We start from the raw sequence: 12,094 nt of genomic DNA on the forward strand, positions 1-12,094 counted from the left end.
GTCAGTATCGAGCGGCGGGTCGTTTGGGTGCGTAGACGCCGCCGATGCTGAAGGATTGCGGTCTTGCCGCTTGGTTACCGACATAGAAGGCGACGTCGCGGTCGGCGGCGCAGAGCTGGGTGAGGAACTTGTGTCTCAGCTGATCCGTAGCCTCGGCGTCGGTGAGCTGGCTCAGGCGACGTTGTAGGGCGACGAACTCCCAGTCCCAGAGTGTCTGCTGGTGACCGCGGCAACGGCGGTCTGCGCATCGGTAGCGGTAGGCGCCGGTGAACCGTGGTGCCTGAAGAGGGCTGCGCTTGGACGGCTCCAGTAGGTCGAGCTGGTTGAGGTAGCCAACTATCTTCTTACGATCCTCCACCGACCAGCCGGGATGTCGCTTGACCTGTAAGGCCGAGATGTCGGCGACGCGAATCAGTGCGATCGATTGTGCGCTCGGGTCGTCGCGGGTCTGCTCGTTGAGCCGGCACATAGAGTCTTCGACGAGTGGATCGAGAAGATTTCGACGTGATTGCTGGTTGGTCAGGTGCTGCTCGGTGGTGATGGTGTCCACGATCGGCTTCCAGCTCTCACGGCGCTGGTCCTGCCTGGCCGGCAGCGCATCGAGGTTGACGATGTCGTACTTGCGGAACTTGCTGTTGTCGGCCAGATCTCGAAAGTGGATCGGGTAGAGCCGAATCCAGCCTGTCCAGGGCGTGTCCAAGCCGAGCGCGCCGACGCAGACTGTCTCTCCGTAGCGGGCGGACGGGTTGGGAGCCGCCTTCACGGTGATCAGGAGTCGGAGGGTCGCTGGTCGTGTCAGTACTGGCTTCGACGGCGGATTCTCGTCCGCGCCCGGTCCCCACAACGGAAGTTGTCCCAACGGAACCACCAACATCGCTGAATGTGGCTTCCTGTGCACTCCTCGTTACATAGATAGCTTCGCATCTAAATCGATGACGCGCTAGCCATCGGAGGCGATCTGGCCGTTGCCTGAGTTCATCTGAGGGTTGTGGTGACCAAGGCCGTCAGGGCATCAAGGTGCGCGCAGTGTTCCAGGAGCTCGCGGTCGACTACGCTGAGCTGGCCGTATTCGTCGAGGAAGCTGCCGCGTAGGTCCGGGCGGAGAGGCCAGATGCGGGTGGCGAGGCGTACGAGGTCGCGGGCAGGCAGGTCGTAGCGGCTGTGCTCGAAGTCGATCAGGCGAACGGTCCCGTCGTCGCCGTAGATCATGTTTCGGGGCATGAAGTCGAGGTGACACGGCACGGCCGGTAGCGGAGCGAGGTCTTGAAGGGCTCGCATGTGGGCGCGTACTTCGGCGCGGTCGTTGGATGTAATGCGGTCTCCGGCTTGGTGGATCCAGTACTCGGCGCGTTCGGCGAGCCAGGCCGTCCAGTCCGGTTCCAGTCTTGGCGGTCCGGCGGCGTGGAGCGTCCGCAGTAGCTGCCCCGCTTGGCGGTAGCTGTTCCGCTCAGCCTCGGGATCGAGCTTCCGCTGGTCGAGTGGGATACCCGGCACGGCGGTGATGACGATCGCGGGCGGGTCGTCGGTTGCCGCGAGTAGGCGGGGCGCCCGGTCCCCGAAGGCTGAGATCCAGGTCCGGTAGGCATGTAGTTCCTGCGTGTGCCGTTCTTGGCTGCGGTGTTGTTTGACGATCACCTCACCGTGCTCTGCGGTCGAGGCACGGAGCACCTGAGTGCCGGCGTGGCCTGGGTGCCACGTGACGGGCACCCCGTCGGTGTCGAGGAGGCGCCGGCAGAGTTCGAGAAGATCGATGCTCATCGTCGGGGTTCGAGGTGTCGGGTGTCGTTGTGGGTGACGAGTTGCCAGATGGTGCGGCCGAACCGGTTGGTTGGGTGTTGCCATCGGGTGATCGAGGCGTGATCGGTGACGAAGCCGAGCCGTAGGCAGGCGTTCTGGGGGAGTGCGAGGAGGAGGTTGTTGGCCGCCTCGATGGTCTCGCCGTGGGCGGCGATGAGGATCCTCTCGCCGTCGTGCCGGGCGAGGATCTTCTGTAGGACTCTGGTTGCCCGATCGAGGTACTGGTTCCAGGTTTCGGAGCCGTCGGCGTACGGCGTGTCCGGACTGTGTTGTGGCGGGCCCTGGAAGGCAGTCTTGATGTCTGCCCACGGACGGCCGTCGGCGTCGCCGTGGTCGGGACCGCGAAGGTCCGGCTCGACCGTGGTTGGCAGGCGGAGTGCCTCAGTGATGATCTCGGCGGTCTCGACCACCCGTCGTCGGGGCGTGGAGTAGAAAACGGCGTAGGGGCGATCGTCGTGTTCAGCGGCCAGCCGAGCAGCGAGCCGGCTGACCTGATGGCGTCCCCGGTCGGTCAGTCCGGTGCAGCCGTGTTCGCCGCCGACGATTCCGGTGACGTTGCAGGCGGCTTCGCCGTGGCGGGCGATGACGAGTTCGGTGGTTGGGGCCATCGACAGGGCTCCTTCGGGGTGGTCAGGTCGGTGTGAACGGGTCGGGCCAGGGCCGGACGGTGGGCCACGGGTGCCGGTATCCGTTGGTGCCGAGGTACCGGAGCGTCAAGAGGTGGTGCAGTTCGGCGTACTGCCGGAGTTCGTCAAGGTCGCAGGAGTTCGGCGCGATCGCGGCCCGGTAGGCATCGGCGCAGCCCATGAGGGTTCGCTGGCTGAGGCGGCCGTACGTCATCGAGGCGGTGACGAGCAGGCCGGCCAGGTCGTAGCCGATAGGGGCGAGGGTGAGGTCATCGAAGTCGACGATGGCGACAATCTCTCCCTTAAGGAGGTAGTTGCGGACGTTTGGGTCCTTGTAAAAGGCCGTGGGCCGGCCAGGCCGTTCGAGAATGGCGTCGAGCGCGGCCAGGTCGATTCCGGTGACGCGGGCGGCCCGATGTAGCGCCTCGCGACGCGGCGCGGTGAAGTCGGGGAGCGTCAGCCCGGTCGACGTGGTGTGTGGTTGGTCGAGGCGCGCGGAGTGCAGTTCTCTGCGGTACGCGGCGTCGTTCAGTCGACCGAGTACGGACGCCACGCGAGGCAGGTCGGCCACCTCGGGTGTCCGGCCCGGCAGCCGCTCGAAGGCCAGGTGACGATCCGTCCGTGTGACCAGGTGCGGGAGGCGGACCCCGGACTCCAGCGAAGTGAGCCAGGCGTGGTGGGCCGCCGCTGCCAAACAACGTTGTGGGTCGTCGTACCACTTGAGGAAGAGGTTGCTGGTCATGGCCGTACTGCCAGGGCGTAGCTGACGGTGGATTGGGTCAGGTACGGCGGCACCGGTAGCCGTTCTCGGAGGATCGCGGCCAGGCCGGCTGGCCCGCCCGCCGGGTGGATCCGGTATTTCGGGGTCGTGGCGAGGTATCGGGCGAGGTGCGTGGCGTCGGCAAACTCGAAGACGTGCCGCTCGTGTCGGACGTCGAGCACGGTGAGATGGGTGGCGGCGAGATCGAGCAGGTTGTCGCTGTGGAAGCTCTCGTAGAGGCTCGGCCGCCTGGCAGTGCCGGGATCGAGGTTTGCTGCTTGGACGAGCAGGTCGAGTTCGGCGTAGCTGTCCAGCGACTTCGTCACCAGCACGGCGACACCTCCGGGACGGAGGCAGCGGGCGATCTCCGCGACTACGGCGGCCGGTGTGGCCGAGTGATAGAGACAGAAGGCGGCTACCGCCGCGTCGGCCATCGCATCGGGCAACGGCAGGTGGTGGAAGTCGGCGCAGACCGTCGAGCCGACCTCGTTGACCTCGGCCAGTCGGGTACGGACGGTGTTCAGAAGTGCGGCCGAGGCGTCAACCGCGATAAGCCGTCGAGGGCGGAGACCGGCGGCGATGCGGAGCGTGGTGGTGCCCCGTCCGCAGCCGATGTCGAGCACGACCGCACCGGGTGAGATCCGCTGGGCGAGCAGGTCGACGATGACTTGGGCGGCGTCTCGTCCGGCGATCTTGGCCTGGTGTAGCGCGCGGGTGCGTCCTATGAGCCGATTGTCGGTGCGGTACAGGTCGCCGTGGATCATCGCCGGGTCGAGGAACGGGTTAGCCGACGACACCGGCCGCCTCCCGTCCCGGTCTGGTTACGTCATCGGTTGGGCATGTTGTCGTAGCCGGTCGACCAGTTGGTTGGCTTGTCGCCGGCTGCGCAGTGAGATCAACCGGATGTGCGGCCCGTGTTCCCGGATGAGGGTCTCGACCCGGGGCCGCATGGTGCGCCGGTAGCCAAGGATGTAGCGGACGAAGTTCCAGGTGATCCGGTCGTAGACGCCGTCGGCCTGGTGTTGGCCGCCCCGGTACCGCCAGCGTCGTTGGGCGATGCCCCAGAGGCAGGTCAACGCGGGCAGGTCGAGGAAGATCACGGTGTCGGCTGCCGCCAGCCGGATAGGCAGGGTGCCGGCGTAGTTGCCCTCGATGATCCACCTCTCGCCGGCGACGAGTTTCTCCTGCTTGGCGGCGAACTCGTCCTGGGGCAGCGGGTTCCACTGCTCGTCGTAGTAGATCGCGTCGAGGTGGGTCAGGGGTACGTCGAGGATCCGGGCCAGCTGCCGGGCGACGGTGGACTTGCCGCTGCCGCCGCAGCCGATGATGGCGATCCTGTCCATGGTTCTCCAGGGTAGGTGCGACACCTGACGCGGTCGGGCGGACACGGTGGGTCATTGCCGTGTCGCTTTCGCGTGGCGCAGCAGACGGTCGAGGACGTCGAGTTGGGTGGAGAGCCGGAACGGGTCGAGGCGGCGCAGGCACTCGCCGATCAGCGTGGCGTGTTCGCCGGTACCGGCGATCTCGGTGAGCCAGCCAACCCGGTCCAGTACGCCGGTGGCATCGCCGACGCGCAGGCTCGCCGGTACCAGTCCGGCGGCGCCTCGCACGGTGGTGGGCAGGAGCGGAGCGCAGCCGGCGAGGACCGCCTCGAAGATCCGTTGGGTGACCTGGCCGGCGCGGGCGTAGCGGTCGGGCAGCAGCAGTACGGTGGCGAGCGCACCCGAATGGATCTCGGCAACCCGTAGGAACGGAATCCGGCCGACGAAGTTGAGGCCGGCCCACCCGGCTGGTGTCGGGCCACTTGCCGGCGATCAGATGAGGTACCTGCGCGGCGGCTGGCGCGAAGAAGGTGTCGAAGGCATCGTCGCGGTCGTACTGGTTGCCGACGTAGACGAGTGGTGTCGGTCGCTGGCAGGCGGCGAGCGCGGTGGGATCGGCAGTGTCGACCGCGGCATCGGGGACGGGAAAGAGCAGCGGTACGGCGCCGGAGCTTGGGTGTAGGGCCGGCTCGCAGACGGTGACGTTGTCGGCGCGGTGGAGGGGGTCGTTCGGGGCGAGTCGGCGGTCCTTGTCCCACAGGATCGTTGGAGTGTTGAGCCGTTCGGTGTAGTGGGCGACGAGTTCCGCTTGGCGGTGCAGGTCGCAGGTGTGTCCGGGCGGGCCGCAGGGGGTGGTGTTTCGGCCCGGGATGGGCCAACGCCATTCGAGGAACAGGGCGTCGAGGTCGGGCAGGCCGGCGTCCCACCGGTAGCGGTCGGTGAGGTCGAGGCCCGTTTCGTCCAGGTCGCGGTTGGCTTGGAGAAAGACTATGTCGTGACCGGTCTGGCGCAGCCCGTCGATGAGGGTTCGGCGGTGGCTGCGTCCCCCGTCGGGGGTGTCGACGATCCCCGGGCCGAGGAATCCCCAGAAGCTGTAGCCAATCAGCACTTCGTCACCCACCAGCCCTCGATGAGCAGGGCGTCCAGGCCGGTCGCGGTGAGGCAGTCCAGGGCCATGTCCGGGGTCCCGCAGATCGGCTTGCCCTTGACGTTCAGCGAGGTGTTGATCAGAACCGGATGCCCGGTGATCTCGCCGAAGGCGGTCAGGACCTCGGCGAGGAACGGGTGCTGCGTCCGAGTGACGGTTTGGACCCGGGCGGTGCCGTTGGCGTGCACGATCGCGGGCAGCTGGGTTCGGGTCAGGTCGGTGACCGGAGCGGCGATGGACATGTACGGCGAGGACTGTCGAAGCCGGACGTAGTCGGCCGCCTTGTCAGCGAGGACGACCGGGGCGAAAGGCCGGAACGGCTCGCGGAACTTCACCGTGGCGTTCAGCCGGTCCACGACGCCGGACGCGAAGGGCGAGGCGAGGATGGACCGGTTGCCGAGCGCGCGTGGTCCGGCCTCCAGCGGACCGGTGAAGAGGCCGACGAGCGCCCCGGCGGCGAGGCGTCGGGCCAGGTGCCGAACGGGATCGGCCGGGCGTTCGGCGGTCAGTCCGGGGCGCGGCTCCGGTGGCAGCGTCAGGTTCGGGTACGCCGGGCCGAGGTAGCAGCGCCCTTCGATGCCGGTGGGTGGCCGGCCGGTGGCGTCGAGCCAGACGGCCGCGGCCGCGCCAATGGCGGTGCCGGAGTCACCGGGCGCGGGCGGCACGTGGATCTCGTCGACGATGCCTGACTGGGCGACAAGGCCTGCGGCGACGCAGTTCATCGCCACGCCTCCGCCGAGGCAGAGCAGGCCGGATCCGGTCAGTCGGGTAGCTTGTCCGGACAGGTGGAGCATCACCTGCTCGGTGCGTTCCTGCAGCGCGGCGGCCAGGTCGGCGTGCACTGGCTCGACCGGCTCGCCTGGCAGCCGAGGTGGGCAGGTCGCGGTCGTGAAGGCCGGACTCGTCCGGGCGTGCCGGTTGGACAGCACCCGCAGCGGCAGCAGCGCCGGATCGAGGATGAACCCGTCCCGAGTGAGCCGAACTGCCCGACTCATCAGTGCCCGGAAGCGCGTCGGGTCACCGAGGGCAGCCAGCGCCATGACGGTGCCCTCCTCGTCGCCGCGCCGCCAGCCGAGGTGTTCGGTGACCGCGCCGTAGACGTAGCCGAGCGACGCGGGGTCGTCGATCGCGGTGCGCAGGCCGAGACGGAAGGGCTGCTCGTCGCGGTGCGCGGCATGCCAGATCGTGGTGGTCTGCAGCTCACCGAGGCTGTCCACGACCAGGACCGCCGCGTCGTCGACACCGGAGGCGAGGAACGCGTACAGGGCGTGGGCGCGGTGGTGCGGCACCGGACGGAGCAGGGCGCGTGGGAAGCGGCGGGCCAGGTCCCGCATCCGGGCCTGGTAGCGGCGGTGCACGGTCAGGAAGCTGCGGGCCCGGGGCATCGCCCGAGGACGGGTCACGGACCGGAGCAGGTGTGCGGGTAGCTGGCCGAGCGCGGACCGGTAGCGGCGTCCGTCGAAGTTGTAGGCCACCGTCGTCACGTCGTTTGCGGTCAATCCGGCCTCGCCGAGGAGCCAGGCGACGGCGTTTTCCGGGTACGCCTTGCTGTGCTTGATCCCGTCGAGGCGTTCCTCCTCGGCGAAGCCGATCAGGTGCCCGTCGACGAGGAGCGCCGCTGCGGAGTCGTGTGTGTAGGCGCACAACCCCAGCACGACCTCGGCGTCGCGTCTGCGTGAGGGGGTGGCCGTCATCGCGGATCACTCGTCAGGGCGGGGGTGAGGTGGTCGTACCAGCTCGAAAGGGCGTCACCGAGCGGGCCAGGGATGTCGGCGGCAAGGGTACGTGCCTGGTCGCGTTCGCCGGCTTTCCAGGCACGGTAGCTGGCGAGCGTCCGGCCGAACGCGTGCCAGGTCGCCCCGTCCGCCGGCTGCGCGAGGCCTGAGAGCACCCGCTGGAGCAGGGTGTCGAAGTCCGACCAGGACACCTCGACCGGGTCGAGTTCGGCGCTACCGGGGGTGCCGTTCAGCGAGGCGGCGGCCGCTTCGGCGTTCTCTGCGTACAGGTGCAGTGAATCGACGTGATGGTGGTACTCGCCCAGCTCGACACCGAGCCAGCCGGCCATCAGCTCCTGAATCAGGGTGGTGGTGAAGATGTCGTACGGGAAGCCGAGCCACAGATCCTGGCTGCGCATGCTGGTGTGCATCACCAGTCGGCCCTGCCGGATGAAGAACCGGTAGCCGAGGGTGCACGGCACGTCCCGGAAGCCGCGATGGTCGCGGGACGGGTCGTAGAGCTGGATCACCGCCCGCCGCGAATCCCGGTCCGCGTGCAACTGTCGGCGTACCGCGTCGAGTTGGTCGATCACCGCGTCGAACTCGTCGATCCGGCCGCCCCACCGGCGCAGCCGTGGCCCGTACGCGCCGCGGAGTACCCCGTCGTCGGCGTACCTGCGGAGGTTCTCGTTGTAGTCGAAGATCCACGGGTCGTCGGAACCGGAGAGGATCCACAACGCCTCGGCAACCGCGAACGCTGGATTGATCACCCGGGCGGGCGGCACGTCGACGAGTCGTCGTCGGGGGTTCGTCAGGCACAGGTGCGCGCCGACAACCTCGGTCGTGGTGAGGGTACGGGGACGGGCGACGTGGCCGTTGAGTAGCACGGCCTGGCAGGCGGCGATGAACAGTTCGCTCGCCGAGTTCGCGGTCAACACGATCATCAAGGCTCCTTGCGGGGATCAGGAGGTGAATGCGGCGAGCCGGTCGCGGGAGAGGTTGACCAGCCAGGCCGACTGCCGGGCGAGCCCCTCGTGCAGGCCGACGGTGGGCCAGTAGCCGAGCAGACGTCCGGCGCGGGTCAGGTCAGCGGCGGTCGCCGGTACGTCGCCTGGCTGGGCGTCCACCGCCTTGACCGGCACCTGGCGGCCGGTGACCTTCGCCGCCTCGTCGATCACGCCACGCATGGAGACGCTGGCGCCGCCACCGACGTTGATCACCGCAGCTCGGACGTCGAGGTGCGCCGCTCCCAGGGTCGCGGTGACGACGTCGCTGACGTAGGTGAACTCGCGGCGTTGGCTGCCGTCGCCGTAGAGCGTTATCGGGAACCCGGTGTAGGCCGCGAACAGGATCCTGCCGATCAGCATGTCGGGCCGCTGCCGAGGCCCGTACACGGTGAAGTAGCGGAGCGCGGCGACGCTTAGCCTGCTGTCCGGTCGACGGGCGTAGGCCAGGCAGAGGTGCTCGGCAGCCAACTCGCTGACGCCGTACGGGGAGACCGGGCAGGTCGGGTCGATCTCCCGACTCGGCCGGTCCGCCGGGCCGTAGACACTCGACGACGAGGCCACGACCAGCCGCCGTACGCCCTGGCGAGCGCAGGCGTCGAGCAGCCGGTGGGTCCCGACGACGTTCGCCTGGGCGTAGTCGACGAACTCGCCGCCCCACGACTGACGCACACCGGGCCGGGCGGCGAGGTGGAAGACCGTGTCGCAGCCCTTGACCACATCGTCGAGCTGGTCTGTGGCCAGATCCAGGTGGTACGGCGTGAACAACCTGTTCGCCACGGCCGTCGCCAGGTTCTCGCCCGCCAGGGGATGTTCGCCGAGGCGGCGACGGTCCAGACCGAGGACCGTGACACCCCTGGCCAGCAGCGCGTCCACCAGATGCGATCCGATGAACCCGGCGGCGCCGGTCACCAGGACTCGGGACATCATCGTCTTACCTCCTTCCACGTCGAGTACTCGCAGGCCCGCCACCGGACAGCGCGAGCGGGAGAGGATCGGCTCGCGAAGCGCCGGGCCCGCCGAGCACGGGTACCTGCCCGGCATGGCGGACCTGCCCGAGAGGTAGGCAGGTCCGCCACCGGAGGCGGCGGCTGGCAGCGCCCCGCCGGTCACCCGCCCGCGCAGCCCCGATGGCGGTACACGAGCGGGGAATCAACCCCACGGAACCGAAGCCGACCGTCACCGCGGCGACCCTGCTCAGCTCGGGCGACGTCTGGTCAATGCCGATCAATTCGTTCACCATGAACCCCATGCCGTTGACGGTCGGTTCGGCGACCACCGGCACCACCCGGAACGGCGGTGTTCGATGCCCGATGCGCTCCGGTTGGGTAGCGCCGGGCGTCCGCTGGGGCAACCGCCCATAGCTCGCGAGGGTGCGGGCCGACCGGAGCTGCTCGACGCACGGTCCCTCCACGCCGCACGAGCGGCACCGGCCCGAGGCGCTGACCGTCACGTGCGCGTCGAAGCCGGCCTGCGCCGCCGCGATCTGATCCAACCCCGCACTGCTCAGGTACGTGGTCGCCACGATTCCCCTCCCTTGTTGAAGGGCGGGCATGCCGGCACCGACGAGTTGACCCGGCTGCGCGCCCGCCCCGCACCCACCGCCGTAGCCTTCGAGGCGGTACGGCGGCGAGGTACATCTGCGGTCTTACGACCCGATCGTGTCGGCTATGGACTGTCTGCCGTTGATCGGCCATTGCATGTAGCGTTGTCGCTACAGACGTTGACCACCAGTAGTGATCCGTTAGCTGACTGTTAGCTAACGGCATAGTTGGCAGGGGACAACCGTGACCGACGAGACTGTCGGAGAAGCGCTACGCAGATGGCGTGCCCAACGCCGTCTGACGCTGCGTCAACTCGCAAAGAAGGTCAACTACAGCCACGTCTACATCTGGGAGATCGAGAAGGACGTCAAAGCGCCGAGCCTGGAGTTCGTCGCCGCCTGCGACAGCAGCCTCCAAGCCGGAGGTCAGCTCATCGCCACGGCGGCCCGAGCCCGCCCGGCCGACCCGACGCCCACCCTCGATGACCTGGGTCTGACGTTCGCACAGCAGTGGTCGGAAGGCTTGGACATCGTGACATCCCTCTGGCGGCACGACGCCGGACGACGCCGCTTCCTACACGACGCCGTGTACGCCTCGGCCGCGCTTGCCCTACCCGTACGGCAGTGGCTCACGCTCACCGATCAGCCGAGTCGGTCTGCGGTGCCCAGCGGTGACGCAGCGGGTGCGGAGACGATCCGGGCGATGACGCGCACCTTCCGAACCCTCGACAACCGCTACGGCGGAGGGCAGATCCGCCCAGCCGTCGTCCGTTACCTCGACGCCGAGGTCACCCCGCTGCTGCGCAACGCGACCAGCCCGACGCAGCTCGGCGAGCCCACGCTCAGCGCCATCGCCGAGATGACCCAACTCGCCGGCTGGCTCGCGTACGACACCTGCGAGCACGGGCTCGGACAGAGGTATTTCACCCAGGCGCTCGCCCTGGCATCAGCTGCACAGGACCGCCCGCTCGGCGCGGAGATCCTCGCCGCGATGAGCCACCAAGCGATCTTCCTCGGCGAGCACCGGCCCGCGATCACCCTCGCCGAAGCCGCACACCGCACCGCCACCCGCGCCAACATCCCCGCCCTGGCGGCCGAGGCATCCGTGATGAGGGCCCACGCGTACGCCCAACTCGGCGACGAGAAGACCAGCACCGCCGCGCTGAATGAAGCCGAGAAGGTCTTCGAGAACGCCGACCGGGCCAACGACCCGCACTGGATGGGCTGCTTCGACGAGGCGTACCTCGCCGCCATCTCCGGCCACTGCTTCCGCGCCCTCGGCCACCAATCACGCGCCGAACGGTGCGCCCGCCGCTCGCTGGACATGAACACCGGCTACGTACGCGGCCGGCTGTTCAACCAGCTCCTCCTCGCCAGCTCACACGTCCTCGCCCGCGACGTCGACCAAGCCTGCACTGTCGGCAACCAGGCACTCGACCTCGCCGAACAGATCTCCTCCGCCCGCGCGGTTACCTACATCGACCGGCTGGTACGCGAGCTGAACCCATGGCGTACTGACGCCCGAGTCAAGGAGTTCAGCGAACGGGCAAGGCTCGTCACCGCGCAGGCGGCGTAAGCCGACCGTCCCGCCAGCTCATCGCCGCCAGCAGCCCCACCACCGAGGCAGCCCCAACGATCTCACCTCGCGCGATCCGCTCCGGCACCGTGGCCAGCTCGATCCACTCCACCTTCTTGGCCTCGTTGATGTCCGTCGGCGCACCGGTGTACTCCGCGCCCTGGCCGATGAACAGCAGGTTTTCGGCGTCGGCGGTACCCACCATCGGCTGGAACGAGACCAGCGGCTCCAGCCTGGCAGGACGCCAGCCGGTCTCCTCTTCTGCCTCACGAAGAGCGGTGACGGCGGGGTCCTCGGCTTCGTCCACATAGCCGCCCGGTAACTCCCACACCCACCGGTCGATCACGAACCGATGCCGCCACATCATCAAAACCCGCTGGCCCGCATCGTCGAGTACCACCGCCATCGCAGCCTTCGGGACGCGTAACACGTACTGCTCGAACGTTACCCCGTCCGGCAACTCCACACGAGCGATGCTCAGTCTTGCCCGACGTGACTCATCGACCACCCGCTCCTCATGAATGATCCACTCCGGATTGTCAGCTGCGCCTCGCTCGCCCACGGCTTGAGATTACCGGTCGATCTCCGGCATGCCGCGAGCGAG

Annotated in this window: 12 protein-coding genes and 1 pseudogene; 1 reads left to right on the forward strand and 12 read right to left on the reverse strand. The window is 68.3% G+C overall.

Going from position 1 to position 12,094, the window contains the following annotated elements; all coding sequences use genetic code 11:
- Position 1 precedes the first annotated feature (1 nt).
- The 11 genes and pseudogenes from ABGB21_RS07535 to ABGB21_RS07585 all read right to left on the reverse strand — a co-directional run bounded on the left by ABGB21_RS07535 (position 2) and on the right by ABGB21_RS07585 (position 9,896).
- Positions 2 to 874, reverse strand: a complete 873-nt coding sequence (locus ABGB21_RS07535; RefSeq protein ID WP_347655348.1) for a hypothetical protein — start codon at positions 872 to 874, stop codon at positions 2 to 4.
- 101 nt (positions 875 to 975) lie between these two features.
- Positions 976 to 1,758 (reverse strand): aminoglycoside phosphotransferase family protein, encoded by a 783-nt coding sequence (locus tag ABGB21_RS07540; RefSeq protein ID WP_347655347.1) that lies wholly within the window; start codon positions 1,756 to 1,758, stop codon positions 976 to 978.
- Complete coding sequence (locus tag ABGB21_RS07545; RefSeq protein WP_347655346.1) at positions 1,755 to 2,405, reverse strand: histidine phosphatase family protein; 651 nt, start codon at positions 2,403 to 2,405, stop codon at positions 1,755 to 1,757. The genes ABGB21_RS07540 and ABGB21_RS07545 overlap by 4 nt, the downstream gene beginning before the upstream one ends.
- A 22-nt stretch (positions 2,406 to 2,427) precedes the next feature.
- On the reverse strand, positions 2,428 to 3,165 hold the full coding sequence (locus tag ABGB21_RS07550) for a phosphotransferase (protein WP_347655345.1): 738 nt from the start codon (positions 3,163 to 3,165) through the stop codon (positions 2,428 to 2,430).
- Positions 3,162 to 3,980 (reverse strand): class I SAM-dependent methyltransferase, encoded by an 819-nt coding sequence (locus ABGB21_RS07555; protein ID WP_347677003.1) that lies wholly within the window; start codon positions 3,978 to 3,980, stop codon positions 3,162 to 3,164. Before ABGB21_RS07555 ends, ABGB21_RS07550 begins: the two co-directional genes overlap by 4 nt.
- A gap of 24 nt (positions 3,981 to 4,004) precedes the next feature.
- On the reverse strand, positions 4,005 to 4,526 hold the full coding sequence (locus ABGB21_RS07560) for a topology modulation protein (protein WP_347677005.1): 522 nt from the start codon (positions 4,524 to 4,526) through the stop codon (positions 4,005 to 4,007).
- A gap of 51 nt (positions 4,527 to 4,577) precedes the next feature.
- A pseudogene (locus ABGB21_RS07565) lies at positions 4,578 to 5,613 on the reverse strand (hypothetical protein).
- The gene (locus ABGB21_RS07570; RefSeq protein WP_347677007.1) at positions 5,607 to 7,346 is read right to left on the reverse strand and encodes a carbamoyltransferase C-terminal domain-containing protein; all 1,740 of its coding nucleotides are present in this window, start codon (positions 7,344 to 7,346) and stop codon (positions 5,607 to 5,609) included. Before ABGB21_RS07570 ends, ABGB21_RS07565 begins: the two are co-directional and overlap by 7 nt.
- Positions 7,343 to 8,311, reverse strand: coding sequence for a thymidylate synthase (locus ABGB21_RS07575; protein ID WP_347677009.1), 969 nt, complete (start codon positions 8,309 to 8,311; stop codon positions 7,343 to 7,345). Before ABGB21_RS07575 ends, ABGB21_RS07570 begins: the two co-directional genes overlap by 4 nt.
- 18 nt (positions 8,312 to 8,329) lie before the next feature.
- Positions 8,330 to 9,301 carry an NAD-dependent epimerase/dehydratase family protein gene (locus ABGB21_RS07580; RefSeq protein ID WP_347677011.1) on the reverse strand — a complete coding sequence of 324 codons (972 nt, stop codon included), beginning with the start codon at positions 9,299 to 9,301 and terminating at the stop codon, positions 8,330 to 8,332.
- A 4-nt stretch (positions 9,302 to 9,305) separates the two neighbouring features.
- Positions 9,306 to 9,896, reverse strand: a complete 591-nt coding sequence (locus ABGB21_RS07585) for a hypothetical protein (RefSeq protein WP_347677013.1) — start codon at positions 9,894 to 9,896, stop codon at positions 9,306 to 9,308.
- 262 nt (positions 9,897 to 10,158) lie between these two features.
- Between ABGB21_RS07585 and ABGB21_RS07590 the strand changes: the two genes are divergently transcribed.
- The gene (locus tag ABGB21_RS07590; protein ID WP_347677015.1) at positions 10,159 to 11,490 is read left to right on the forward strand and encodes a helix-turn-helix transcriptional regulator; all 1,332 of its coding nucleotides are present in this window, start codon (positions 10,159 to 10,161) and stop codon (positions 11,488 to 11,490) included.
- On the opposite strand, the gene ABGB21_RS07595 is transcribed toward ABGB21_RS07590, so the two are convergent.
- Positions 11,471 to 12,052: an NUDIX hydrolase gene (locus tag ABGB21_RS07595; RefSeq protein WP_347658258.1), complete on the reverse strand. Its 582-nt coding sequence runs from the start codon at positions 12,050 to 12,052 to the stop codon at positions 11,471 to 11,473. The two genes, ABGB21_RS07590 and ABGB21_RS07595, sit on opposite strands and share 20 nt — an antisense overlap.
- Positions 12,053 to 12,094: the final 42 nt, after the last annotated feature.

The sequence above is a fragment of the Plantactinospora sp. B24E8 genome, from assembly GCF_039871735.1.
In the GTDB taxonomy this organism is placed as follows: Bacteria; Actinomycetota; Actinomycetes; order Mycobacteriales; family Micromonosporaceae; genus Plantactinospora.

Bases quoted from the DNA above. Each gene is read 5' to 3' on its own strand.
- ABGB21_RS07575 (WP_347677009.1), bottom strand. From the start codon at position 8,311: ATGATCGTGTTGACCGCGAACTCGGCGAGCGAACTGTTCATCGCCGCC.
- ABGB21_RS07545 (WP_347655346.1), bottom strand. From the start codon at position 2,405: ATGGCCCCAACCACCGAACTCGTCATCGCCCGCCACGGCGAAGCCGCC.
- ABGB21_RS07580 (WP_347677011.1), bottom strand. From the start codon at position 9,301: ATGATGTCCCGAGTCCTGGTGACCGGCGCCGCCGGGTTCATCGGATCG.
- ABGB21_RS07560 (WP_347677005.1), bottom strand. From the start codon at position 4,526: ATGGACAGGATCGCCATCATCGGCTGCGGCGGCAGCGGCAAGTCCACC.
- ABGB21_RS07540 (WP_347655347.1), bottom strand. From the start codon at position 1,758: ATGAGCATCGATCTTCTCGAACTCTGCCGGCGCCTCCTCGACACCGAC.
- ABGB21_RS07535 (WP_347655348.1), bottom strand. From the start codon at position 874: ATGTTGGTGGTTCCGTTGGGACAACTTCCGTTGTGGGGACCGGGCGCG.
- ABGB21_RS07570 (WP_347677007.1), bottom strand. From the start codon at position 7,346: ATGACGGCCACCCCCTCACGCAGACGCGACGCCGAGGTCGTGCTGGGG.
- ABGB21_RS07550 (WP_347655345.1), bottom strand. From the start codon at position 3,165: ATGACCAGCAACCTCTTCCTCAAGTGGTACGACGACCCACAACGTTGT.